We start from the raw sequence: 24,523 nt of genomic DNA on the forward strand, positions 1-24,523 counted from the left end.
CGTTGTGAGGTCTTCGTGGGTTCTGTCATCAAGAAGCGTCGCAAGCGTATGGCGAAGAAGAAGCACCGCAAGCTGCTTCGCAAGACTCGCCACCAGCGTCGCAACAAGAAGTAGGCTCGCGCCTCTTCCCACTCGAGCGTCCGCCCTTCCGGGGTCGGGCGCTCGTCTGCGTTCACGGATGATCCCGGCGGCGCTCGCCGTCTCGGCGCCCGTCGCCGGGGCCGCCGTACACTGACCGCATGGTGGACGTGGAGCTGACGCTCGTGGGCAAGCCGGGCTGTCATCTCTGCGACGACGCGCGGACCGTGGTCGAGCAGGTGGTCGCCGACCTGGGCGCCGAGGCGTCGGTCGCCGTCTCGGAGGTGTCGATCCTCGACGATCCCGAGCTGCACGAGCGCTTCGTCGAGGAGATCCCGGTGGTGCTGATCGACGGGCGCGTGCACACCTTCTGGCGGGTCGATCCCGCGCGGCTCCGGCGGGCCCTCCTCGATCGCGGGTGAGCCTCGACCGGGCCGTCCGGACGGAAGCACGACCGCGACGTCCCTCTGACGGGGGACAGGACGGCTCGCGATAGCTCGCCTCTCGCCCTTACCCTCGTGAGGGGGGAGTGCGCTCCTCCGTGCGCGGACGCAGATCGTCGCCCGTGGAGGAAGGAACCGCCATGCCGTCATCCCGCCGACTCGCCCTGCCCGCCGCCGCTCTCGCGGCGCTCGTGCTCGGCCTGGCCCTCCCCGGAGCGGCCGTCGCGGCCCCCTCCGCCTCGACGGTCTCGACCACGGTCGAGCAGCCGGCCGCGACGACCATCCCCGGCGTGCCGGAGGATCCCGAGCAGCCGGGCGACGGCGGCTCCGACCCCGTTCCCGGCGTCCCCGAGGAGCCGTCCGTTCCCGGAGTGCCCGAAGAGCCGGCAGAACCCGAGCAGCCCGCTCCCGTCGACCCCGCGCCCGTGGACCCCGCGCCGGTCGATCCGGCACCGGTCGACCCCGCGCCCCAGCAGCCGAGCCAGCCCTCCACCGGCGGCGGATCCACCGGCGGTGGATCGACCGGCGGCGGCTCGACCGGCGGCGGCCAGCAGGGCGGCTCCGGCGGCGGTCAGCCCTCCACCGGCGGCGGATCGTCCTCCGGCGGCTCCGGCTCCGGCTCCGGCGGCGGCACCACCGGCGGAGCGACGTCCGGCGGCACCTCCGGCGGCGGCACCACCTCCGGCACCACCACGTCCGGCACCGCCGGCTCCTCCGGTGCGGGCGCCGTCACTCCGGCGGCGTCGGCCCCCGGACGCACCGAGCTCGGCACCTCGACCGAGGGCGCGAAGCCGGCGGCCGGTGCCGCGACCGCGGACGTCTTCCTCACCCGGGAGCTCGCCGTGCAGCCGGAGGCGCTCACCGTCGAGCTCGCCCGCTTCTACGGCGTCGGCTTCTCGTACACCGGCTTCGCGAGCGGCGAGGCCGTCTCCGCGGTCCTCCGCGACCCGAACGGCACCAAGACCCCGCTGACCCTCGAGGCGGGGAGCGGCACCGCGACCGTGCCGACCGCGCTGATCACCAAGTCGGGCGCCTTCACGGTTGACCTCACGGGCGACCAGGGCTCCGCCGCCAAGGTCGTCTTCCGGCTCGCGCCCTCCACCGGCAACGGCCTCCTGCTCGAGCCGCGCGAGCTCGGCGACGGCAGCACCGAGGCGCCCCGCGGCGCCGTCTGGGGCTTCGACGCCGACGAGGAGGTCGCCGTGGGCGCCTTCGAGACCTCCGGGGCCCGCGCCGACCTGGCCGCCGGCGACGTCGCCGTGCAGTCCGACTCCATCGGCTGGGCAGAGCTGGCGCTGGGCGACGCGGTCATCGCCGACCCCGACCCCTCCGTCTACTGCGTCGTCGCCTTCGGCCGCGAGTCGCACCGCACGGCAGCCGTGACCGTCTCCTACCGTGACAGCGACACCACGGCCGCACCGTGGGAGGCGCAGCAGGTCTGCGGCACCGCGATCAGCGCCGCGCGCACCGCCTTCATCAGCACGGCCGCCTCGGCGGGACCGGCCGGCATCACGCCGACCACCGCGCTGATGATCGGCGGCGGTGCGGTCGCCGCGTCGCTCGTCGCCTGCGCGGCCGTCCTGGTCGTGATGCGCCGCCGGCGCATGAACACGGACCTCTTCATCGGCGGACCGCTGCCGCGCACGCAGAGCGACTGACGCGTCCGGAGGACGAGGGAAGGCCCGCGGGACGCGATCCCGCGGGCCTTCCCTCGTCCTCTCCCGGCGCTCAGCCGGCCGCGGTGAAGCGGAGGAGGATCGTCCGCGCCTCCGGCCGCAGCTGGAAGTCGGGCCACACGTCCGGACCGCACGCGCGGGAGCCCAGGCCGTGCTGGGCGGCGTCGATCACGAGGACCGCGCGCTCCGATTCCGGCAGCTCGTGCGGGTGCGCGGCGGCCGTGATCTCCTGCGGCGTGTGCCGCGCCAGGGTGAAGCCGGGGAGGCGCCCGTGCAGGTCGCGCGCGGCTTCGATGCGGAGGCGGGGCGAGCCCGCCTCCGTCAGCGTCAGCTCGCGCACGCTGCTGCGGTGACCGCTCTCCTGCGGGCGGGCGTACGGAGTCGTCAGCCGGTCCATCTCCGCCGTGAAGCGCCCCACCCGCGCGGCCCGGAGGCTGTCGGGGTAGGACTCGAGCGGGCCGGTGCCGAACCACTCCGCGCCGTCGATCGACGCGGGCAGGTCGATCCGGATGCCCAGCCGCGGCCAGACGGAGTCCCAGCCCCGGGTCGGCACGAGGTCGACGCGGAGGACCGTGCTCTCCCCGTCGACGCTCCAGCGCTCCTCCATCAGGAGTCCCGCATCGAGGTCCGCGGCCGAGAAGCGGGTCACGCGGCGGAGCCCGGCGGAGGCGTCCACCTCCTGCACGCGGCCGACCAGGCGGTCGAGTCCGGCCTCGCGCCAGCGGGCGGCGGAGGAGGGGGCCGGCGTCCCGCGGCCGTCGCCGTCGTACGGGTCGCCGGTGACGTAGCCGGGGAAGCCCGCGCCCTCGTCGTTGTCGGTCGGGGCGCGCCAGAGCTCGGCGCGCGGTCCGTCGACGGGCAGGCCGGCGAGGGAGGCGAGCCGGCCGTCGCGGAACCGCGCGACTCCGAGCGCGCCGCCTTCGAGGGGCGGAGCGGCGCGGACGGCGCGGGTCCACGCGGGCACCGCCGACGGCGCGGCGAGGAGGTGCTGACCGGTGGAGAGCACGTGGCCCTCCTCCGCCCAGGCGGTCGGGGCGTCGAGGACCGCGTCGACGGTGAGCCAGGTCTCGCCGCCGGGGCGCACGTCGAGCGGGGGGAGCTCCACGTGCACGGCGTCGCCGGCCGCGATGACCGGGGCGTCGAGCCTTCCCTCCGCGGTGACCCGCCCGTCCCGCTCGACCCGCCACGCGAAGCGCAGATCGGCGGTGGAGGCGTCGTGTCGGCGGTTCTCGATGACGACGCCGTCGCCGCGGACCGTGAGGCGCACCGGAGCGACGATCTGCTTCCACTCGAACAGGCCCGGGCTGGGCGTGCCGTCGGAGAGCACCATGCCGTCCATCACGAAGTTGCCGTCGTGCACCACCTCGCCGAAGTCGCCGCCGTACGCGTAGTACTCGACGCCCTCCGGCGTGCGCGCCCGCAGGCCGTGGTCGCGCCACTCCCAGACGAAGCCGCCGTGCAGCCGCGGGAAGCGGTCGACGAGGTCCTCGTACTGGTCGATCGCTCCCGGGCCGTTGCCCATCGCGTGCACGTACTCGCAGAGCAGGAAGGGCTTGGAGCGCTGCCGAGCGGACTCGCCGGGGGAGCAGCCGAGCAGCGGAGTGAGCGAGCCGTCGGTGCCGATCCGCTCGGTCTCGGGGATCGAGGAGTACATCCGCGAGTACACGTCGGTGTACGCGCCGGGGTAGTCGCCCTCGTAGTGGACGGGGCGCTCGGGGTCGCGGCCGTGCACCCAGGCGGACATCGCGGCGAGGTTCGCGCCGGTGCCCGCCTCGTTGCCGAGGGACCAGAGCACGATGCTCGGGTGGTTCTTGTCGCGCTCGACGGTCCGCTCGATGCGGTCGAGGTAGGCCTCTCGCCAGGCGGGGTCGTCGCTGGGGTTGCCCGCCCAGCCGACCCGCTCGAAGCCGTGGGTCTCGAGATCGCACTCGAGGACCACCCAGAAGCCGAGCTCGTCGGCGAGGTCGAGCAGACGGGGATGCGGCGGGTAGTGGCTGGTGCGGATGGCGTTCACGTTGAAGCGCTTCATCATCGCGAGGTCCTCGCGGGCGGAGTCCTCGTCGAACGCTCGACCGCGGTCGGGGTGCGTCTCGTGGCGGTTGACTCCATGGAAGACGACGCGCTCGCCGTTGACCAGGAAGCGGTCGCCGCGGATCTCGACCGTGCGGAAGCCGAGCCGCAGCGAGACCGTCTCGCCGGCGGAGGCGAGCGTCGCGTCGTAGAGGCGCGGAGCCTCCGCCGACCACGACTCGACCTCGGGGACCTCGATCGCGGCGATCTCCTCCGCCGAGGCCCAGACCGTCTCGATCCCGAGCCCGGGCACGCGCAGCGTCAGCGGGAACGCGTCGGCCGCGGCGGTCACCTCCGCCTCGATGCGGCCCGCGCCGCCGACGAAGGAGGAGCGCAGCCACACGTCCTCGATCCCGCCGACGGGGCGCGCGAGCAGGTGCACCGAGCGGAAGATCCCCGGCAGCCACCACTGGTCCTGGTCCTCCACGTAGCTCGAGGCCGACCACTGGTGCACGCGGACCACGACGAGGTTCTCGCCCGGGCGGACGACGCCGGTGACGTCGAACTCCTGCGCGAGCCGGCTGCCGGAGCCGATCCCGATCTCGACGCCGTTGACCCAGACGCGGTAGCGGGACTCGACCCCGTCGAAGCGCAGGACGACCGCCTCGGCGGAGTCCCACTCCTCCGGGACCACGACAGTGCGGCGGTAGTCGCCCGTCGGGTTCGCGTCCGGCACGAACGGCGGCTCGGTCGGGAACGGGAACTGCACGTTCGTGTAGACCGGCAGTCCGTAGCGCCCGTCGCCCTGCAGCACCCAGTGCGAGGGCACCGGCATCAGGTCCCAGCCGGAGTCGTCGAACGACTCGTCCCCGACGGCGTCCACGCCCTCGCCCTCCGGCAGCACGCCGTCGCCGCCCGGGGTCCCCGGAGCGGCGGGGAGCAGGCGGAAGCGCCACTCCCCGTCCAGCGGGAGCGCCGGGGCGTCGGTGTGCAGCCACGAGCGGGGGGCCCGGCGGCGGCCGGAGCCCGGTCCGGTGTCCGTCAGGTAGTGGGAGGTCGTCGGGGGAGTCGTCACTTCACGGAGCCTTCCGTCAGGCCGCCGCGCCAGAAGCGCTGCAGCACGATCATGGCGATGGCGAGCGGGATGATCGACAGCAGGACGCCGCCGGTCGTCAGCTCGTAGAACTCGGGCAGGCGGTCGACCTGTCCGAGCCAGTTGTTCAGTCCCAGTGTGATCGGGAACAGGTTCGTGTCCGAGAGCATCACCAGGGGCAGGAAGTAGTTGTTCCAGATCCCGACCAGCTGGAAGAGGAACACGGTGACCAGCGCGGGAGTCAGGATGCGCAGCCCGAGCGTGTGGAAGATCCGCAGCTCCCCGGCGCCGTCGATGCGCGCCGCCTCGATGATCGCGGTGTCCACGGTCGCCTGAGCGTAGATCCGGCAGAGGAACAGCCCGAACGGCGAGACGAGCGAGGGGATCAGCACGCTCCAGTAGGTGTTCGCGATGCCCATCTGGCTGAAGAGCAGGAACAGCGGCAGAGCGGTCGCGGTGCCCGGCACCAGGACGCCCGCGAGGATCGTCCCGAACACGAGCCTGCTGCCGCGGAACTCGTACTTGGCCAGCGCGTAGCCGCCCGCCGCGGCGAGGTAGGTCGCGAGCAGGGCGCCCACTCCGGCGTAGAGGACGGAGTTGAGGAACCAGCGGACGAAGATGCCGTCGCCGTAGGTCAGCACCTGCGTCAGGTTGTCCCAGAGCGCGAACGTCGGGGCGAACCAGAAGCCGTAGGTGGCGAAGAGGTCCTCGGTCGTCTTGGTCGCCGCGACGACGACCCAGTAGACGGGGATGAGGAAGTAGACCGCCACGACGACGAGGATCGCGGTGACGATGATGGTCGCGGCGCGGTTGCGGCCGGCCGAGCGGTCGGGCCCGCGTCCGGCCTTCACCGGGCGGTCGGCGGTGACGACTCCGGTGGTCGTGGTCGGCGGGGTCTCGGTGCGGCTCATGACGACCTCCTGTTCGAGATCGAGAGGAACGTGAAGGAGAGCAGGAACGCGACCAGCGCGATCAGGACGGCCTGGGCGGCGGCGACGTTGTAGTCGTTGTAGGCGAAGGCCGTGGTGTACGCGCTGAGGTTCGGCGTGTACTGGCTGTCGATCGCCGGAGCGACCGTCTTCAGCACCTGCGCCTCGGCGAACAGCTGGAGCGTTCCGATGATCGAGAAGATCGTCGTCAGCACCAGCGCGGGGCGGATGAGCGGCAGCTGGATGCTGCGGGCGACGCGCCAGGTGGAGGCGCCGTCGACCTTCGCCGCCTCGTAGAGCTCGACCGGGATCGCCTTGAGCTGGGCGACGATGATCAGCATGTTGTAGCCGGTGTAGCTCCAGAGCGAGATGTTCGCGATCGACCAGAGCACCGTGTCCGCACCGAGGAAGTCGGGCTGGAGCCCGACCACGTTCGCCGCGTCGATGAGCGGGCTGAGGCCGGGCACGTAGAGGAACGACCACAGGATCGTCGCGATCACTCCGGGCACTCCGTAGGGGAGGAAGTAGGCCGCCCGGAAGAAGCCGGGGAACTTCGCCGACGCCGACTCGAGCATCAGCGCGAGGACGGTGCAGAGGGCGATCATCACCGGCACCTGGACGATGCCGAAGAGGAACATCCGCCCGATGGAGGCGATGAAGTTGCCGTCGGCGAGGGCCTGCGCGTAGTTGTCGAAGCCCGCGAACCCGCTGGTGACCCCGGCCTCGCCGAAGAGGCCGGAGCGCGTCACCTTCGTGAAGCTGGAGCCGACGGCGACGACGATCGGGACGATGAACGTGAGGACGAACAGGGCCAGGAAGGGGCCGAGGAGGATCCACGGGGCGCGGGCGACCGCGCGGCTGCGCCGGGGCGCGCCCGGCGTCCGCGTGGTGGCCGCGACCGCGGCGGCGGCGGGGGAGGTCGTGGTGGTCATGCGGAGGCCCTCCTGATGCTCAGGCCCTTGTTCTCGAAGACCGTGATGATCTGCTGCTCCGCCTCGGCGACCGCGTCCACGAGCGAGAGCCCGGACGCCTTCTTCCGGAAGCCGTCGCTGAGGATGTTGAAGGACTGCTGCGTGACGGGCCACCAGGACCAGTCCGGGTTCTGCTCCTTCGATGCGGGCACGAGGACGTCCTCGTTGTAGTTCTGCCCGCTGAAGAAGTCGCTCGGACCCTTGCGGGCCGTGCCGATCTCGCCGACCGCGGGAGACCAGCCGATGCCGCTGTTGGCGATCATCGCGTCGATGCCCTCCTGCGTGGTGGTCATCCAGACGGCGAACTCGATCGCCTCCTCCGGGTGCTTGCTGCTCGAGAACACCGCCGCGGTCGATCCGCCGAGGAAGCTCGAGCCGAAGCCGGTGTCGCTCCAGACGGGCATGGGAGCCGCGCGCCACTTGCCCGAGCCTCCGCTGACCCCCTCGATCAGGGCGTCGCCCCAGCTGCCGGTGGCGCAGGAGGCGATCCCGCCCTTCGCCGCGGCCGCGAACCACGCGGGGGAGTAGGCGCCGTAGCCGGTCTGCACCAGGTCCTGGTCGATGGCCGTGTCGAAGAAGGAGGCGACGCGCGTCGTGGCGTCGTCGGTCATGTCGATGACCCAGCCGTCCTCCTCCGGGCGCAGCCACTGCGCACCGGCCTGCGTCGCGAACGCGGCGAAGACCGAGGCGTCGGCGAGCGGGAAGCAGTCGATGTAGGAGCCGGCTCCGCGCAGCTCCGTCGCCACCGCGGCCCAGTCGTCCCAGGTCGTCGGCGGCTCCGCACCCACCTTCCCGAACACCTCGGGCTGGTAGAAGAGCGCCATCGGGCCGCTGTCCTGCGGGATGCCGTAGACGCCGCCCGTGTAGCTGACCTGGCCCCAGAGCGTGGGGTCGTACAGGTCGCGGTACTGCTCGACGCCGTACCGGGTGAGGTCGACCAGGCCGTTGACGAGCATGAACTCGGGGACGGAGCGGATCTCGACCTGGCCGAGGTCCGGCCCGCCGCCCGCGGCGAGGGCCGAGTAGAGCTTCTGGTACCCGCCCGCGTTGCCGCCGGGGATCCAGACGGCCTCGACCTGGATCTCGGGGTGCGAGGCGTTCCAGACGTCGCAGACCTTCTGCAGGTCCTTCAGCCAGCCCCAGTACTGCAGGCGGACCGGGCCGGTGGCCGGGGCGATCGTCGGCGCCGTGTTGACCGAGACGGTGCCCGGTGTCGCGCAGGCCGTCAGGCTCCCGAGTGCCGCGGTGCCGAGACCGGCGGCGATGAGCTGTCTCCGGGTGAACGGATGCATCTTCCCTCACTTCGTCGTGGTGGAGAGCCGGGGAGTCTCACCCGGCGATGATCGGGACGCTACCACGAATTCGAGTAGGTACTCGAAATTGGCGGCACTGCTCCTCCGCCGCCGCTACGCTGGCCGTTCGAGGGGCACGGCGAGGCGCCTCCAGTGCGGAGGAGGGGTCGATGGCGGAGGCGACGAGGCGACGCGGCCCGTACGCGAAGTCGGCCGAGCGCCGCCGCGCCATCATCGAGGCCGCCCACCAGGTCTTCGCCGCGCGGGGCTACGCCCGCGGCTCCCTCCAGGAGGTCGCCGACCGCGTCGGGCTCAGCCAGACGAGCCTCCTGCACTACTTCCCGTCGAAGACCGACCTGCTCTTCGCGGTCCTCGAGCACCGCGACCTGATCACGGGCGACGGTTCCTCGCCGCCGGACCCGGAGGAGGGGCTGGTCGCCGGCATCCTGCGGCAGACCCGCTACAACGAGACGGCGCCCGGAGTGATCGAGCTGTACGCCGTGCTCTGCGGCGAGTCGACGACGCAGGAGCACCCGGGGCGCGACTTCTTCGCCGCGCGGTTCCGCCGCCTCCGCAGCGAGTACACGGCCGAGCTGCGCGAGCTCCAGGCCGCCGGGCGCCTGCGCGAGGGGTCCGATCCGGAGCGGGTGGCGGCGTCGATCATCGCGCTCTGGGACGGCGTGCAGCTGCAGTGGCTGCTCGAGCGCGACGCGGTGGACATGGTGGCGTGCCTGGCCGACTACCTCGACCTCGTGGTGCTGCCGGCTCCCTAGCCGCCGGCGCGAGGGAACCCCGGCCCGTCGAGGGGACCCGCCGTCCGCGGCGGTCTCGATGGTCCGGGGTTCCCGCGACCGTGGTGCGCGCCTAGGGCAGCAGGCGGGTCGGGCCGCGGAACAGGTAGGTGACCTCGCGGAGGTTCGCCTGGTTCAGCATCAGCATGATCACGCGCGAGAGGCCCATGCCGAAGCCGCCGTGCGGCGGGACGCCGTAGCGGAAGAAGTCGAGGTAGAACTCGAGCTCCTCCGGGTCGAGGCCCTTCTCGCGGGCCTGCTCGACGAGGACGTCGACGCGGTGCTCGCGCTGCGCTCCGGTCGAGATCTCGACGCCGTTGTAGATGAGGTCGTAGCTGTTGGTGATCGTCCCGTCGCCCTCGCGGCGCATGTGGTAGAACGGCCGGATGCTCGACGCGTAGTCGGTGAGGAACACGAAGTCGTGCCCGAACTCCTCCTGCACGTAGGCCGCGATGCGGCGCTCGCCCTCGGGGTCCATGTCGTCGTCGGCGCGGGGCACCTCGTAGCCGCGCTCGGCGACGATGCGCTTGGCCTCGGCGAGCGGGATGCGCGGGAACGGCGTGGTCGGGACGGTCAGGTCGATGTCGAAGAGCGCCTTGACCTCGGCGCCGTGCTTCTCGACGACGGCGGTGAGGCCGGCGACCATCAGCTGCTCGTGCAGCTCCATGACGTCCTCGTGCGAGTCGATCCAGGAGACCTCGGCGTCGACGCTCGTGAACTCGGTCGCGTGACGCGAGGTGAAGCTGGGGTCGGCGCGGAAGGCGGGGCCGACCTCGAAGACCTTGCCGAAGCCGGCGGGCTGCGCCATCTGCTTGAAGAACTGGGGGCTCTGCGCCAGGTAGGCCTTCGTCTCGAAGTACTCGACCTCGAAGAGCTCGGCCCGCGACTCCGAGGCGCTCGCCATGAGCTTCGGGGTGTGGATCTCGATGAAGTCGTGCTCGATCCAGTACGTGCGCAGCGCGTGCTCGAACGTGGTCTGCACACGGGCGATGAGGTTCTGCTCGGGACGGCGCAGGTCGAGGAAGCGCCAGTCCATGCGCTTGTCGATGCCGGAGTCGGGCGCGATCGGCGCCTCCGGGATCGACGCGGCGACGACCTCGAGCGTCTCGAGCTTGACCTCGATGCCGCCGAGCTTCACGCGCTCGTCGTGCTTGAGCGCGCCGGTGACGGTGATGAAGGAGCCCTGGGCGAGGCCGGAGATCTCCTCGGTGATCGCGAGGCGCGCAGCCGACGCGTCGTCGCCCTCGACGGCCTCGCGCACGGCCGGGTTCACCAGCTGCACGGCACCCGACTCGTCGCGCAGGACGACGAACTGCACCTTCTTCTGGTCGCGCACGGTCTCGACCCAGCCGGACACGCGGACGGGTCCGTCCTCGAGCGCGGCGAGCTTCTTGACAGTGGTTCGGGGGAGGCGGGTCTCGTCGGTCACGGTAGGGGAGTCTACTCGGGGGCCGCCGGGCGGCGACGGGTAGCGTCGGAGCATGAGCACCGCACTGATCACCGGCGCGTCCTCCGGCATCGGCCTCGCCTTCGCCCGGGCGTTCGCGCGCCGAGGCTGGAGCCTCGTCCTCGTCGCCCGCAGCGAGCAGCGCCTCCAGGAGGCGGCGGCCGGACTGCGCGGCCTCGGCGCCGCGGCGGTCGAGGTCCTGCCCGCGGACCTCGGCGACCGCGAGCAGGTCGAGCGCGTGCGCGCGCGGCTCGTCGATCCGGCTCGTCCGGTCCGCGTCCTCGTCAACAACGCCGGCTTCGGGATCGACGGGACCTTCGCCGAGCCGGACGTCGCCGCCCAGGACCGTGCCTTCGAGGTGATGGTGCGCTCGGTCGCCGTGCTCTCGGGCGCGGCGGCCGAGGCGATGACCACCCGCAGCCGCGGCGCGATCCTCACGGTCTCGAGCGTCGCGGGCTTCGTGCACCTCGGCCCCTACTCCGCGGTGAAGGCGTGGGCGACCGCCTTCGCGCAGTCGCTGGCCGTCGAGCTGCGCGGCACCGGCGTCCGCTCGGCCGCGCTCTGCCCGGGCTGGGTGCGCACCGAGTTCCACGAGCGGGCGGCGATGGACACCTCCTCCATCCCCTCCTTCCTCTGGCTCGATGCGGACGCGGTGGTGGAGGAGTTCCTCCGCGACGTCGCGCGCGGCTCCGTCGTCTCGGTGCCGTCGGTGCGCTTCGGGGTCCCGATGGCCGTGGTACGGCACCTGCCCGGACCGCTCGTGCGGCGGCTGTCGGCGGCGGTCTCGGCGCGCCGCTGAGGCTCCGCTCAGGTCCGGCTCAGGCGACCCTTTCCCGGCGTTCCCCCACGCCGCGTTCCGTACACTTGACGCTCGTGGTTGCCGATCAGATCCATCTCGTGCGGCACGGCGAGGTGTTCAACCCCGACCGGGTCCTCTACGGACGACTCCCGAACTTCCGGCTCTCGGATCTGGGCCACCGCATGGCCCGCTCCGCCGCCGACGACCTGCTCGAGCGCCGGCGCCACGTCACGGCGCTGATCGCGTCGCCGCTCCAGCGCACGCAGGAGTCCGCGCAGCCCATCTCGCAGGCGTTCGAGCTCGAGATCCGCACCGATGAGCGGGTGATCGAGCCGAGCAATCGCTTCGAGGGGAAGTCCCTCGCCGCGCGCAGCTCCGCCCTGCGGAACCCCAAGCACTGGCCCTGGCTCCGCAACCCCTTCGAGCCCAGCTGGGGCGAGCCGTACCTCTCCATCTCGGCGCGGATGTACGCGGCGATCGAGTCGGCGTGGGAGAGCACGGAGGAGGGCGACGCCGCGATCGTCAGCCACCAGCTCCCCATCTGGACGGTCCACCGCGCCCTCGCCGGCGAGCGCCTCTTCCACGATCCGCGCAAGCGCCGCTGCGCGCTCTCGAGCATCACGACCCTCGAGCGGCGCGGGGACGGCTTCGTCGAGGTCGGCTACTCCGACCCGGCCGCCGGCCTGCAGGGCCTGGCCACCGACGTGGGAGCGGTCTGATGCGCCGGACGGGGCGGCTCCGCGCAGCGGGCGTCCTCGCGCTGGCCGCCGCGCTCGCGCTGACGGGCTGCTCCGAGGATCCGCTCGCCGACCAGTACCGCAACGGCAGCAACAAGGGCTACATCTCGGGGGACGGCACCGTCACCGAGATCGCCGCCGCCGACCGGGACGACCCCATCGTCTTCTCCGGCACCGACGAGACCGGCGCCACCATCGACTCCGCCGACCTCGCCGGGCAGGTCGTCGTCGTCAACTTCTGGTACGCCAGCTGCGCCCCGTGCCGCGCCGAGGCCGCGGACCTCGAGACGGTGAACACGGAGTTCGCCGACAAGGGCGTGTCGTTCGTCGGCGTCAACGTGCGCGACCAGGCCCCCACCGCAGCCGCCTTCGCCGAGACCTTCGGGCTCGGCTACCCCTCCATCGTCGACACCGACTCGTCGGTGCAGCTCGCCTTCACCGGCACCGTCCCGCCGAACGCTGTGCCCACGACGCTCGTCCTCGACAGGGAGGGGCGCGTCGCGTCGCGCATCCTCGGCCAGCTCCAGGAGGCGTCGATCCTCTCGACCCTCGTGGGCGACACGCTCGCCGAGGAGGAGTAGCGGCGTGGGCGACATCGTCGTCAGCGGTCAGCTCCTGCTGGCCGTGCCGATCGCGCTCCTGGCCGGGCTCGTGTCCTTCGCGTCGCCCTGCGTGCTCCCGCTGGTGCCCGGCTACCTCGCCTACGTCGGCGGATTCACCGACGCCGACGAGCGTGCGGCCCGCGGACGCCGCCGGGTCGTGCTGGGCGTCCTCCTCTTCGTGCTCGGATTCTCGCTGGTGTTCGTCCTCTACGGTGCGGCGGCGGGCACGATCGGCTTCTGGCTGCGCCAGTACACCGACCTGATCACCCGCGTCCTCGGGCTCGTCGTGATCGCGATGGGGCTCGTCTTCATCGGCCAGTTCTCGTTCCTCCAGCGCACGCTCAGGCCCGGGGTCCGTCCCGCCACCGGGCTGATCGGAGCGCCGCTGCTCGGCATCGTCTTCGGCGTCGGCTGGACGCCCTGCCTCGGCCCGACGCTGAGCTCGATCCTCGCCCTCAGCTACGGCGTGGGCTCGCCCTGGCGCGGCGCCCTCCTCGCCCTGGTCTACTGCCTCGGCCTCGGCATCCCCTTCCTCCTCGTCGCCTTCGGCTTCAGCTGGGTGACCAGCACGCTCGCCTTCGTGAAGCGCCACATCCGCGTGGTCAACATCCTCGGCGGCGCCGCCCTCGTCCTGATCGGAGTCCTGATGGTCACGGGCATCTGGAACACCCTCGTCTACGGATCCCTCTCGGCGGTGATCGATGGCTTCCAGCCGGCGATCTGAGCCCGAGGAGAGCACGCGCCGCCCCGACGAGGCCGCGCAGCGGAGGACGGACGCCTCCTTCCGCCCCGCCGACCACTACGACTCCGACGGCACCGTCACGCAGCCGGCGCTCGGGTTCACCGGCTGGCTCCGCTGGATGTGGCGGCAGCTCACCAGCATGCGCACGGCACTGTTCCTGCTGCTGCTGCTGGCGATCGCGGCGGTCCCCGGATCGCTCGTGCCGCAGCGCTCCTCCGACCCCAACGGCGTGACCCAGTACTTCGTCGACAACCCCGACCTCGCGCCCCTGCTCGACAGGGTGCAGGCGTTCGACACCTACACCTCCGCCTGGTTCTCGAGCATCTACCTGCTGCTGTTCATCTCCCTGATCGGCTGCATCGTCCCGCGCACGCGCCACCACTTCCAGGCGATGCGGTCGCGCCCGCCGCGCACGCCCGCGCGCCTGCAGCGCCTCGCCGGCTACACCGTCCGCGAGGTCGAGGGCGCGACGGAGGAGGAGGCCGTCGCCTCCGCCCACTCCGTCCTGCGCCGGGCCGGCTACCGCGTCGAGCGCTACGACGACCCGCGCGGCCGCTGGTCGAGCGTCTCGGCCGAGCGCGGCTACCTCCGCGAGACCGGCAACCTGGTCTTCCACTCCGCCCTGGTCGGCATCCTCGTCGCAGTCGGAGTGGGCGGCGGGTTCGGCTACAGCGGGCAGCGCGTGCTGGTCGAGGGCTCCCAGGGGTTCGCGAACAACCTCGCGGCCTACGACTCCTTCAACCCCGGCCGCTTCTTCGACAGCAGCCGGCTCGACCCGTACCAGCTGACCCTCGACAGCCTCGACGTGAAGTACGAGGAGCAGAACCAGTCGGCGCTCGGCCAGCCCGTCGACTTCACCGCGAACGTCACGACCTCCGAGCGCGGCGGGGGCACCGAGGACCGCACGATCAAGGTCAACGACCCGCTGGCGATCGGCGGCACGAACGTCTACCTCCTCGGCAACGGCTACGCCCCGACGATCACGGTCCGCGACCCCTCCGGCCGGGCGATCTTCACCGACTCGGTGCCGTTCCTCCCGCAGGACGCGAACCTGACCTCCGTCGGCGTCGTGAAGGTGCCGGACGGGCTCTCGGAGCAGCTGGGCCTCACCGGCTTCTTCTACCCGACGCAGGACACGCTGGCCTCCGGGGCGTCGACCTCGATCTTCCCCGACCTGCAGTACCCCGTGCTCTCGCTGAACGTCTTCGCGGGCGACCTCGGCCTCGACGGGGGAGTGCCCACATCCGTCTACGTGCTCAACACCGACTCGCTGACCCGGCTCACCGGCGGCACCACCGGCGTCGCGCCGATCACCCTCAAGCCCGGCGACACGGCCCAGCTCCCGAACGGGCTCGGCAGCGTGACCTTCGACAACACGGGCGCCGACCCGACGCGGATCGGCACCGACAGCGTCAAGCGCTTCGCCTCGTTCGACATCCACCACGACGCGACCCAGGGCTGGGTGCTGCTCTTCGCGATCCTCGTGCTCGCCGGACTCCTCACCTCGCTGTTCGTCCCGCGGCGCCGCGTGTGGGTGAAGGCGACCGCCCAGGACGACGGCGGCCTCCTCCTCGAGTACGCGGGACTCGCCCGCGGCGAGGACCCCCAGCTGGTGCGCGCCGTGCGGACGATCGCCGACCGGCACGCCCCGCTCGACTGACCCGGCTCCCGGACGCGCCGGAGACCCCTCCACAGGCGCCGCCCGGCTGGGCAGGGGCCGAGTCTGTGCAAGCGCGAAGGGGCGGGCGGGGCGGCGAGCGATTACCCTGAGGAGGTGATCGCGACCCTCTCGCAGTACTCGGTGCTGTGCCTCTCCTCCGCCATGGGCATCTACGCCATGGCGTTCGTCTTCTTCGCGATCGACCTCGCCCGCCGCGCCTCCCTGGCCGACGGCGAGTCGATCGAGGTCGTGCAGGAGGCGGAGCGCGTCGCCTCCGCGGCCGCCGCCGACCGCGCGGCCAGCGGCAAGGCCACCGTCGCCGCCGCAGGCTCCGGACGCACCGCGACGCTCTCCCGCATCGGCAGCCGCGTCGAGGACGAGGTCTACCGCGCCCCCGCCCGCTCGAAGACCATGCGCATCGGGTTCTCGCTCACGCTCCTCGGCTTCGTGCTCCACCTCGCCGCGACCGTCCTCCGCGGCGTCGCCGCCGGCCGCGTCCCCTGGGCGAACATGTACGAGTTCTCGATGACCGGGACGCTCATCATCATCGGCGTCTTCCTCGCCGTCCAGCTGCGCTGGGACCTCCGCTTCCTCGGAGCGTTCATCACCGGCCTCGTCCTGGTGCTCCTCGGCATCGCGACCGTCAACTACTACGTCGCCGTCGTCCCGCTCCCGCCGGCACTCCAGTCCTACTGGCTGGTCATCCACGTGCTCGTCGCGATCCTCGGCACCGCGTTCTTCGCCCTCGGCTTCGCGCTCTCGGTCACCCAGCTCCTCCAGGCCCGCCGCGAATCCTCCGGCGACAGCCCCCGCTCGGTCCTCCGCTTCCTGCGCACCCTGCCCAGCTCCCTCACCCTCGAGAACCTCGCCTACCGCGTCACGATCCTCGGCTTCATCCTCTGGACCTTCACGCTCATCGCCGGCGCCGTCTGGGCCGAGAAGGCCTGGGGCCGCTACTGGGGCTGGGACACAAAGGAGGTCTGGACCTTCATCATCTGGACCATCTACGCCGGCTACATCCACGCCCGCGCCACCCGCGGCTGGCGCGGCACCCCCTCCGCCTGGCTCGCCATCGTCGGCTTCGCCGCCGTCATGTTCAACTTCGGTGTCGTCAACGTGTTCTTCAAGGGACTCCATGCCTACTCCGGCCTCGACACCGGCATGTAATCGGGTCGGCGGGGCCTGGTGGGGCCCCTCGCGGCGTTGTCGGCGACGAACGTAGCGCCGCTACGCCCGACGCCTCCGCCTTGCGATCGACCCCACCAGGCCCCGCCGACCGCCCACCAGGACACGCTTTGAGGACGGCTCCGCTTCGCGGTCGCCGCGGGGGGCCTCCGCGTCGCGGTCGGGTCTGGCCGGGCTCCGCTTCGCGGTCGGGTCCGGGTGGGCTCCGCTTCGCGGTCGGGTCCGGGTGGGCTCCGCTTCGCGGGAGGCCCGCGGAAACGGCGGTCGACGGAACATGCTGATCGGGTAGCGCGCGCATTGCGCGCATCGAGATCCCATGGCGCGAACGCGGGGAGCGGGCCGGTCGAGTTGCCGCAGACGGAAGCGCTGGGGGCGGTGCCTGCTGGTCGAGTAGTGCGCGGAGCGGGCGTGTCGCGCACAGGGGGCATGGACGGGCTGCGGGCGGATCCGTGCCTGTCGAGTGGCGGTGGTGGATGCCGGGGGCGACGGCGGACGGGTCAGACGGCGGTGACGATGTCGATGAGGTGGGGGGCGAAAGGGGCGTCGAGGGCGAGGACGATGCGGGTGCGGGCGTCGGAGGGATGGACGCCGCGGTAGATGCCGCGGAGGTCGGTGACGGTCTGGCCGCGGCCGGGGCCGTGGGTGGCGTCGACAGTGACGTGGACGCGCGGGGCGGAGGTGAGGGCGACGGCGTCGACGGCGATCGCGGCGGCCATCGGGTCGTGCATGGCAGCGGTGCGCTCGCCGAAGTGGCCGACGTAGAAGTCGAAGTAGAAGTCGAGCGCCTGCCCGATGGCCTGCGCGAGGGGATCGGGCGACGCGAGCAGGACGGCGCGATCCTCCTCCGTCAGCAGGTGCCGCATGGTCACGTCCAGGGGCACGAGCGTGAGATCCCAGTCGGCCGCGACGACCTCGGCGGCGGCCGCAGGGTCGTGCCAGATGTTGGCCTCCGCCACGGCGGTCACGTTGCCGGGGACCAGCGCGGCTCCGCCCATCACGGTCACCGAGTGGACGAGGGACGCGATCTCCGGGTGCGCACGGAGGGCGAGCGCGAGATTCGTCAGCGGGCCGATCGCGACCAGCCGCAGCTCGCCCTCGTGCTCACGAGCGAGACGGAGGAGGAGGTCGGCCGGATCCTCGTCGACCGGCTCGCCGCCCTCGGGCAGCGCGACCCCGCCGATGCCGTCGTCGCCGTGCACGTGCGGAGATCCGCCGGCGTAGTCCTCCTCGAGGAAGTGGTGCGCCCCCACGGCGACCGGCACGTCGTCGCGGCCTGCCAGCGCGAGCAGGCCGAGGCTGTTGACGGCGGCCCGGCGGGCGTCGGTGTTGCCGCTGACCGTGCTGATCCCGACGAGGCGGGCCCGGGGCGAGCGGAGGAGGTACGCCAGGGCGAGCGAGTCGTCGATGCCGGTGTCGCAGTCGAGGAAGACGGGGACGGTCGATGCGCTCACGGTGCTCCGATGCTCGAGGGTGGGGGACGCGTCGGGCACCGGCGGCCGACGCTCCCATTCTGCCGCCCCTCCGACACGGCGCCCGCCGCCGACGATCAGAGCAGCGCGTAGGAGTCGCGGAGCCGCGCCCGCCACCAGGCGAGCCGCTCCGGTGACACGGCGTGACGGGAGAGGAGCTCCTCCGAGACCTCCACGCGGCCGACGGGGATCCCGCCGTCGACCGGCCGCAGCGGCCGCTCCGTGACGTCCGCGGCGAGGAGGGACGCGGTGCCGAGTCCGCAGTCGAAGGGCAGCTCGGGGAGCGCCGCGGCCAGGGCGGCGCCCATGGCGAGTCCGACCGAGCTGTCGATCGCGCTCGAGACCACCGCCGGCAGCCCCGCCTCGGCGACGAGGGCCAGCGCCCGGCGCGTCCCCCCGAGCGGCTGGGCCTTCACGACCAGCAGGTCCGCGGCTCCGGCCCGGGCGACGGCGAGCGGATCGGCGGCCTTGCGGACGCTCTCGTCGGCGGCGATCGGGATGCCCATGTACTTCACCCGGTAGCGCAGCTCCGCCAGCTCGTCGACGCTCGCGCACGGCTGCTCGACGTACTCGAGGTCGGACTCCGCGAGGGCGTGGACGGCGTGCTCGGCCGCGTCGAGGTTCCAGCCGCCGTTCGCGTCCACGCGGATCCGGCCCTCCGGACCGAGCAGGCGGCGGACCTCGACGACCCGGGCCACGTCGTCGGCCAGCGTCTGGCCGCGCTCGGCGACCTTCACCTTCGCAGTGCGGCAGCCGTGGTAGCTCGCGAGCACGGCGGCGACCTCGTGCGGTGCCACGGCCGGGATGGTCGCGTTCACCGGGATGCGGTCGCGCAGCGGTGCCGGCTGCTCGCTCCAGCCGTAGTCGATCGCCGCCCGGAGCCACGCCGCCGACTCCTCTGCGCCGTACTCGAGGAAGGGCGAGAACTCGGTCCAGCCCTCGGGGCCGCGCACGAGCGCGATCTCGCGGTGGTCGACGCCGCGGAAGCGGGTGCGGAGCGGCAGAGCGACGACGCGGAGTCCCGCGTCGATCTCGCCGAGGGAGGGGAGCGGGGAGGCGGGCACGACGTCGTCCATCCGGCCATTGTCCACCGGCCGGGGCCACGCGGCGGCCACCCGCGCGCAGGAGGTCGGCGACGCGCGCGCAAGCCCCCGGGGTCCCTCCTCCGAGCGGCCGCCGAGGTGCCAGACTGACGAGGCTGCCGTTGGAGTCCGGAGGAGTGCGATGAGCCAGATGCCGATGAGCCCGCCGCCCGCGCCCGCCCCGGGCCCGACGCAGGGCTCCGTCCCCTCCCACCGCCCGCTCGGCAGGGGCGCCTGGATCGCGCTGGGCACGAGCCTCCTCGTGGGCGTCGTCTACACCGGCGTGCTCGGCACGCTCGTCGCCGTCGGAGTGGGCGGCGCGCTCGACTCCGCCGCCGGCAGCGCGTCGACGAGCGCTCCGTCCGAGCCGTTCGGCGACCCGACGGACGACCCGTTCGGCAGCGGGGACCCGTCCGATCCGCTCTACGACTACCCCGGCTACCAGGACGGCGACGCCGCGACGATACTCGGCCAGCCGTCCGCGGAGGACGTGCGCGCGAGTGCCGAGCAGGCCGTCGCGGCCGTCGAGGGCGCCGTCCCTGAGGAGTGGACCTCGGCCGACGACGAGTACTACGAGCAGTCGCAGAACGCCTACGGCGGGCCCTCCCTTCTGTACGACTACATCTCGGCGACCGAGTACGCCGCCGCCGACGTCTCGACCGACGCCGACAGGCAGGCGGCGGTCGACCGCTTCACCGCAGCGCTCGCGCCCCTCGGCTTCGACGACGTCGAGGTGGCCGACACCCCCGAGGAGTGGTCGGAGGCGGGCTACGAGCTCGACGGCGACCTCTCGGACGAGGAGGCCTCGGCCGCGCTCTGGATCGTCACCGCCCGCTCCTCCGCCGACCTCGTGCCCGCGATCGAGCTGGGCCTCGTCGACCTCGACGCCGATCCGACCGGCCTGGTCGCCGACATGCTGGACGGAGTCGGCCTCTCGCCGGACCCGCAGGGCGCGTTCCTCGCCGGGTACGCGAACGGGGTCCTGCAGGACGAGGACCGCGGCGAGTTCACCGACCGCCTCGAGGAGTACGGCGGAGTCGCCGCGACCTGACCGGGCGCTACAAGCAAGCCCGTCCGCCCGCAAGCCCGAATCGGCGCACCGCCCGCGCCCTACGGTGAGGGGATGGCTGCACCCCGCTCGACCAGGCCCCTGCGCGACTACGCCGCGATCGGAGACGGTCGCACGGTCGCCCTGATCGCGAAGGACGGCAGCGTCGACTGGATGCCCGTCCCGGACCTCGGCTCCACCCCCGCCTTCGCCGCCCTGATCGACGCCGAGTCCGGCGGCTGCGTCGAGCTCGCCCCCGAGGAGCCCGCCGAGGTCTCGCGCGCCTACATCCGCGACACGAACGTCCTCGAGACCACCTTCACCACCGAGTCGGGCACCGTCCGCGTGACGGACGCGCTCGTCACCGGGATCGCGGGCCGCCTCCCGTGGGCCGAGCTCGCGCGCCGCGTGGACGGTGTCGACGGCGAGGTGCGGATGCGGTGGGCCGTGCGTCCCGGAACGGGACTCGGCCGGTTCTCCCCGTGGATCCAGAACGCCGACGGCCGATCGCTCATCCGCGCCGGAGACATCACCATCGGCGTCACCGGGCAGGAGCACGGGCCCGACGGCGACGACGCGCCCTCCGGCGCCGGCGACGAGCTGACGGGCTCCTTCGTCGTGACCGCGGGGAAGGACGCCGTGCGGCACGTCCTGGTCGTGTCGGCCACGCACGACGAGCCGCTGCACTTCCCGGTCGCGAAGAACGTCGACCGCGGCATCGACCGCACCATCCGCAGCTGGCAGGACTGGTCGGAGGAGTTCTCCTACGACGGCCCGTGGTCCGAGGCCGTCCAGCGCAGCGCCCTCGCGCTCAAGCTGCTGATCTACTCGCCCACAGGAGCCATCGCCGCGGCCGCGACCACGTCGCTCCCGGAGTCGCCCAACGGCGGCAAGAACTGGGACTACCGCTTCGCCTGGGTGCGCGACGCCGCGTACACGATGCACGCGCTGGTGCGCTTCGGCCTGCGCGAGGAGACGCACGCCGCGCTGTCCTGGCTCCTCCGCACGATCAAGGAGCACGGGCCGGACCTGCACATCTTCTACGGACTCGACGGCTCCATGCCGACCGTCCTGGAGGAGTTCGACGTCCCGGGCTACGCCGGCATCGGCCCGGTCGTCGCCGGCAACGCAGCGCAGAGCCAGCTGCAGCTGGGCGTCTTCGGCGACCTCTTCGACATCTGCCGCATCTACGTCGACGAGGGCAACGTCCTCGACATCCAGACCGGTCGGCTCCTCGCCCGCGTCGCCGACACCACCTGCGACCTGTGGCGGAACCGCGATGCAGGAATGTGGGAGCTGGAGGAGGAGCAGCACTACACCTCCTCGAAGATGGGCTGCTGGCAGGCGCTCGACGCGGCCGTGCACCTGGCGGAGCTCGGCCAGGTCGCGGGCAGCCCCGACCGATGGCGCTTCGAGCGCGACCGCATCCGGGAGTGGATCGAGGAGCACTGCTGGTCCGAGGAGCTCGGCTCCTACGTGATGTACCCGGGCAGCGAGGAGCTGGACGCCTCGGTGCTCCTGCACGCGCCCAGCGGCTATGAGCGCGGCGAGCGGATGATCTCCACCATCGACGCCCTGGTGAAGGAGCTCGGCCGCGGCGCGCTGCTGTTCCGCTACTCCGGCATGGAGGGCGAGGAGCACCCGTTCGTGGCCTGCTCGTTCTGGCTCGCCTCCGCCCTGGCCTGCGTCGGTCGGCACGACGAGTCGGTCGCCCTGATGGACGAGCTCGTCGCCACGGTCCCGAACGACGTCGGGATCATGTCCGAGATGATCGCGGTCGACGACCTGGCCTTCTGGGGCAACCTGCCGCAGGGGCTCAGCCACCTCGCGTTGATCAACGCGGCCATCACCATCGAGGAGCTGGCGCCGGAGAAGGTCGGCCGCGCGTAACCCCGCCGACGGCGTCCGCGCAACCCGTTGAGGGCCGGCTCCGAGGGGCGTAGACCGGTACCACCCCCTCGCACCGCACCCACAAGGAGCACCTCAGCATGGATCTCGGGATCACCGGCCGCACCGCCCTCGTCACCGGAGGCGACTCCGGCATCGGCCTGGCCACGGCGCAGCTCCTCCTCGCCGAAGGCGCGACCGTCGTGATCACCGACAAGGACCAGGCGGAGCTGGACCGGGCCGCGGCCGGGCTCGACGCTCCGGAGGGCCGCCTGCACGCCTTCGCCGCCGACGTCACCAGCACGGAGCAGCTCGCCGAGCTGCACCGCCGCGTGGCCGGAGCGGTCGGCGCGATCGACATCCTCGTGCAGTGCGCCGGAGTCACGGGGGCGCAGGGCCTCTTCCACGAGATCGACGACGAGGGCTGGACCAGCACCCTCGAGGTCGATCTGCTCGGGCCTGTGCGGCTCGTGCGCGAGTTCCTCCCCGACCTCCGCACCGGAGGCTGGGGCCGGCTCGTGCTCACCGCCTCCGAGGACGCCGTGCAGCCCTACGACGACGAACTGCCCTACTGCGCCGCGAAGGCGGGCGTCCTCGCCTTCGCCAAGGGCCTCTCGCGCTCCTACGCGCAGGAGGGCCTGCTCGTGAACACGGTCTCGCCCGCGTTCATCCGCACTCCGATGACCGACGCGATGATGTCCAAGCGCGCCGAGCAGAGGGGCACCTCGGTCGACGAGGCGATCTCGTCCTTCCTCGACGAGGAGCGGCCGTACATGGAGCTGAAGCGCCGGGGCGAGGCCGAGGAGGTCGCAGCCGTGATCGCCTTCCTCTGCTCCGACCGCGCCTCGTTCGTGAACGGCTCGAACTACCGCGTCGACTCCGGATCCGTCGCCACGATCTGATCCCTGCAACCACGGGCCCCGCCCAGCGCGCGCACCCCGCGCGTGCGGGCGCCGTCCAGCCGAAGAAGCCAGACTCGGGGCGGGACACCGCACCCGGCACTGCAAGAGAAAGGAACGGTCCATGACCACCACCCTCGAACGCCACGTCGAAGCCCCCGCGGGCTCCGGTGCCAAGACCAGCCGCCGTCAGAACGCCGAGAAGGGCTTCAAGGCCTCCAAGGAGCTGCTCGACAGCCTCCAGATCGTCCTCGTCGACCTGATCGAGCTCCACGTCCAGGGCAAGCAGGCCCACTGGAACGTCGTCGGCAAGAACTTCCGCGACCTCCACCTGCAGCTCGACGAGATCATCGAAGCCGCGCGCGAGTTCAGCGACGACATCGCCGAGCGCATGCGCGCCCTCCACGGGATCCCGGACGGCCGCAGCGACACCGTCGCCGCGACCACCACCCTCCCCGAGTACCCGCACGGCGAGATCGACACGGCCGAGACCGTCGACCTGGTCACGATCCGCCTCGAGAACACCGCCGCCACCATGCGCGAGGTCCACGACCAGGTGGACGAGGAGGACCCGACCAGCGCGGACCTTCTCCACGCGATCATCCAGAGCCTCGAGCAGTACGCCTGGATGGTGTCGGCCGAGAACCGCACCACCTCCGCCGCCAAGTAGGGGCGAGCACCGGCAAGGGGACTCCGCGTCAGCGGGGTCCCCTTCCGTCTGCCCGAGCGGTGTCGAGTCGCCGTGCAGTCCGGATCAGTAGGGTCGTGACATGAGCACGCAGGTCTCCGAACTGTTCGACGCGCACCGCTGGGCGGCCGTCGACGGCTTCGACGCACTCGAGGACATCACCTACCACCACGACCGCTCCGGCCGCATCGCGCGGGTCGCGTTCGACCGGCCCGAGGTCCGCAACGCGTTCCGGCCGCGCACGGTCGACGAGCTGTTCCGCGCCCTCGAGGACGCCCGGACGAACCCGCGCATCGGCGTCGTCATCCTCACCGGCAACGGCCCGAGCCCGCGCGACGGAGGCTGGGCGTTCTGCTCGGGAGGAGACCAGCGGATCCGCGGCCGCGACGGCTACCGGTACTCCGACGGCGAGACCGCCGAGGGCATCGACTCCGCGCGGAACGGCCGCCTGCACATCCTCGAGGTGCAGCGCCTCATCCGCTTCATGCCGAAGGTCGTCATCGCGGCCGTCCCCGGCTGGGCCGCGGGAGGCGGGCACTCGCTGCACGTGGTCTGCGACCTCACCCTCGCCTCCGCCGAGCACGGGCGATTCAAGCAGACGGACGCCGACGTCGGCTCCTTCGACGCGGGCTACGGCTCGGCGTACTTCGCCCGCCAGATCGGGCAGAAGGCCGCGCGCGAGGTGTTCTTCCTCGCGCGGGAGTACTCCGCGCAGCGCGCCTACGAGATGGGCGCCGTGAACGCGGTCGTCCCGCACGCCGAGCTCGAGACGACCGCGGTGGAGTGGGCCGAGACGATCCTCACCAAGTCGCCCACGGCCATCCGGATGCTGAAGTACGCGTTCAACGCCGTGGACGACGGCCTCGTGGGCCAGCAGCTCTTCGCGGGCGAGACCACGCGCCTCGCCTACGGCACCGACGAGGCCGTCGAGGGACGAGACTCCTTCCTCGAGAAGCGCGAGCCCGACTGGTCGCCGTTCCCGTGGCAGTTCTGAG

At 72.3% G+C, this 24,523-nt stretch carries 22 protein-coding genes; 15 read left to right on the plus strand and 7 right to left on the minus strand.

Annotated elements, in window-relative coordinates:
* Positions 1 to 15: 15 nt before the first annotated feature.
* From C5C95_RS01220 to C5C95_RS01230, 3 genes are all read left to right on the plus strand, one after another.
* Entirely contained in the window at positions 16 to 114 is a 99-nt protein-coding gene (locus tag C5C95_RS01220; RefSeq protein ID WP_003792170.1) for a 30S ribosomal protein bS22, read from the plus strand.
* Between the two features lie 125 nt (positions 115 to 239).
* Complete coding sequence (locus C5C95_RS01225) at positions 240 to 500, plus strand: glutaredoxin family protein (RefSeq protein ID WP_104282435.1); 261 nt, start codon at positions 240 to 242, stop codon at positions 498 to 500.
* 161 nt (positions 501 to 661) lie between these two features.
* On the plus strand, positions 662 to 2,179 hold the full coding sequence (locus C5C95_RS01230; RefSeq protein WP_104323618.1) for a hypothetical protein: 1,518 nt from the start codon (positions 662 to 664) through the stop codon (positions 2,177 to 2,179).
* Positions 2,180 to 2,249: 70 nt separating this feature from the next.
* Here C5C95_RS01230 and C5C95_RS01235 read toward each other — a convergent pair whose 3' ends face one another.
* Genes C5C95_RS01235 through C5C95_RS01250 form a run of 4 tightly spaced genes read right to left on the minus strand, consistent with a single transcriptional unit; the run spans position 2,250 to position 8,492 of the window.
* The gene (locus C5C95_RS01235) at positions 2,250 to 5,282 is read right to left on the minus strand and encodes a glycoside hydrolase family 2 TIM barrel-domain containing protein (protein WP_219814732.1); all 3,033 of its coding nucleotides are present in this window, start codon (positions 5,280 to 5,282) and stop codon (positions 2,250 to 2,252) included.
* Positions 5,279 to 6,211, minus strand: coding sequence for a carbohydrate ABC transporter permease (locus C5C95_RS01240; protein ID WP_104323619.1), 933 nt, complete (start codon positions 6,209 to 6,211; stop codon positions 5,279 to 5,281). The genes C5C95_RS01235 and C5C95_RS01240 overlap by 4 nt, the downstream gene beginning before the upstream one ends.
* Positions 6,208 to 7,161, minus strand: a complete 954-nt coding sequence (locus C5C95_RS01245) for a carbohydrate ABC transporter permease (RefSeq protein WP_104225918.1) — start codon at positions 7,159 to 7,161, stop codon at positions 6,208 to 6,210. Before C5C95_RS01245 ends, C5C95_RS01240 begins: the two co-directional genes overlap by 4 nt.
* Positions 7,158 to 8,492 carry an ABC transporter substrate-binding protein gene (locus C5C95_RS01250; RefSeq protein ID WP_104323620.1) on the minus strand — a complete coding sequence of 445 codons (1,335 nt, stop codon included), beginning with the start codon at positions 8,490 to 8,492 and terminating at the stop codon, positions 7,158 to 7,160. The genes C5C95_RS01245 and C5C95_RS01250 overlap by 4 nt, the downstream gene beginning before the upstream one ends.
* Positions 8,493 to 8,662: 170 nt before the next feature.
* Between C5C95_RS01250 and C5C95_RS01255 the strand changes: the two genes are divergently transcribed.
* Positions 8,663 to 9,265 carry a TetR/AcrR family transcriptional regulator gene (locus C5C95_RS01255; protein WP_244230513.1) on the plus strand — a complete coding sequence of 201 codons (603 nt, stop codon included), beginning with the start codon at positions 8,663 to 8,665 and terminating at the stop codon, positions 9,263 to 9,265.
* A 91-nt stretch (positions 9,266 to 9,356) separates the two neighbouring features.
* On the opposite strand, the gene aspS is transcribed toward C5C95_RS01255, so the two are convergent.
* Positions 9,357 to 10,712 carry an aspartate--tRNA(Asn) ligase gene (gene aspS, locus C5C95_RS01260; protein WP_244229585.1) on the minus strand — a complete coding sequence of 452 codons (1,356 nt, stop codon included), beginning with the start codon at positions 10,710 to 10,712 and terminating at the stop codon, positions 9,357 to 9,359.
* Positions 10,713 to 10,764: 52 nt separating this feature from the next.
* Between aspS and C5C95_RS01265 the strand changes: the two genes are divergently transcribed.
* From C5C95_RS01265 to ccsB, 6 genes are all read left to right on the plus strand, one after another.
* On the plus strand, positions 10,765 to 11,529 hold the full coding sequence (locus tag C5C95_RS01265; RefSeq protein ID WP_104323621.1) for an SDR family oxidoreductase: 765 nt from the start codon (positions 10,765 to 10,767) through the stop codon (positions 11,527 to 11,529).
* 74 nt (positions 11,530 to 11,603) lie between these two features.
* The gene (locus tag C5C95_RS01270) at positions 11,604 to 12,248 is read left to right on the plus strand and encodes a histidine phosphatase family protein (RefSeq protein ID WP_104224864.1); all 645 of its coding nucleotides are present in this window, start codon (positions 11,604 to 11,606) and stop codon (positions 12,246 to 12,248) included.
* A complete protein-coding gene (locus tag C5C95_RS01275; protein WP_104224865.1) occupies positions 12,248 to 12,847 on the plus strand; it encodes a TlpA disulfide reductase family protein in 600 nt (199 codons plus the stop codon). The genes C5C95_RS01270 and C5C95_RS01275 overlap by 1 nt, the downstream gene beginning before the upstream one ends.
* Positions 12,848 to 12,851: 4 nt before the next feature.
* Positions 12,852 to 13,592: a cytochrome c biogenesis CcdA family protein gene (locus C5C95_RS01280; RefSeq protein ID WP_258072605.1), complete on the plus strand. Its 741-nt coding sequence runs from the start codon at positions 12,852 to 12,854 to the stop codon at positions 13,590 to 13,592.
* Positions 13,570 to 15,270, plus strand: a complete 1,701-nt coding sequence (locus C5C95_RS01285; protein ID WP_104323622.1) for a cytochrome c biogenesis protein ResB — start codon at positions 13,570 to 13,572, stop codon at positions 15,268 to 15,270. Before C5C95_RS01280 ends, C5C95_RS01285 begins: the two co-directional genes overlap by 23 nt.
* 162 nt (positions 15,271 to 15,432) lie before the next feature.
* Positions 15,433 to 16,437, plus strand: coding sequence for a c-type cytochrome biogenesis protein CcsB (ccsB, locus tag C5C95_RS01290; protein ID WP_104249832.1), 1,005 nt, complete (start codon positions 15,433 to 15,435; stop codon positions 16,435 to 16,437).
* A 515-nt stretch (positions 16,438 to 16,952) separates the two neighbouring features.
* On the opposite strand, the gene C5C95_RS01295 is transcribed toward ccsB, so the two are convergent.
* Together C5C95_RS01295 and C5C95_RS01300 are read right to left on the minus strand one after the other, a co-directional pair.
* Complete coding sequence (locus C5C95_RS01295) at positions 16,953 to 17,906, minus strand: nucleoside hydrolase (protein ID WP_104323644.1); 954 nt, start codon at positions 17,904 to 17,906, stop codon at positions 16,953 to 16,955.
* A gap of 95 nt (positions 17,907 to 18,001) precedes the next feature.
* Positions 18,002 to 19,000 carry an o-succinylbenzoate synthase gene (locus C5C95_RS01300; protein ID WP_104323623.1) on the minus strand — a complete coding sequence of 333 codons (999 nt, stop codon included), beginning with the start codon at positions 18,998 to 19,000 and terminating at the stop codon, positions 18,002 to 18,004.
* 148 nt (positions 19,001 to 19,148) lie between these two features.
* Here C5C95_RS01300 and C5C95_RS01305 point away from each other — a divergent pair, with 148 nt between their 5' ends.
* The 5 genes from C5C95_RS01305 (at position 19,149) to C5C95_RS01325 (ending at position 24,522) form a co-directional block, all read left to right on the plus strand.
* Positions 19,149 to 20,057, plus strand: a complete 909-nt coding sequence (locus tag C5C95_RS01305) for a hypothetical protein (protein WP_104323624.1) — start codon at positions 19,149 to 19,151, stop codon at positions 20,055 to 20,057.
* A gap of 72 nt (positions 20,058 to 20,129) precedes the next feature.
* Positions 20,130 to 21,944: a glycoside hydrolase family 15 protein gene (locus C5C95_RS01310; protein ID WP_104247930.1), complete on the plus strand. Its 1,815-nt coding sequence runs from the start codon at positions 20,130 to 20,132 to the stop codon at positions 21,942 to 21,944.
* 98 nt (positions 21,945 to 22,042) lie between these two features.
* Positions 22,043 to 22,843 carry an SDR family NAD(P)-dependent oxidoreductase gene (locus C5C95_RS01315; RefSeq protein ID WP_104266734.1) on the plus strand — a complete coding sequence of 267 codons (801 nt, stop codon included), beginning with the start codon at positions 22,043 to 22,045 and terminating at the stop codon, positions 22,841 to 22,843.
* 121 nt (positions 22,844 to 22,964) lie between these two features.
* Positions 22,965 to 23,510, plus strand: coding sequence for a Dps family protein (locus C5C95_RS01320; RefSeq protein WP_104223596.1), 546 nt, complete (start codon positions 22,965 to 22,967; stop codon positions 23,508 to 23,510).
* A gap of 100 nt (positions 23,511 to 23,610) precedes the next feature.
* Positions 23,611 to 24,522 carry a 1,4-dihydroxy-2-naphthoyl-CoA synthase gene (locus tag C5C95_RS01325; protein ID WP_068255374.1) on the plus strand — a complete coding sequence of 304 codons (912 nt, stop codon included), beginning with the start codon at positions 23,611 to 23,613 and terminating at the stop codon, positions 24,520 to 24,522.
* The last annotated feature ends 1 nt before the right edge of the window (position 24,523 follow it).

The organism is Rathayibacter sp. AY1B7 (genome assembly GCF_002932735.1).
Lineage (GTDB): Bacteria > Actinomycetota > Actinomycetes > Actinomycetales > Microbacteriaceae > Rathayibacter.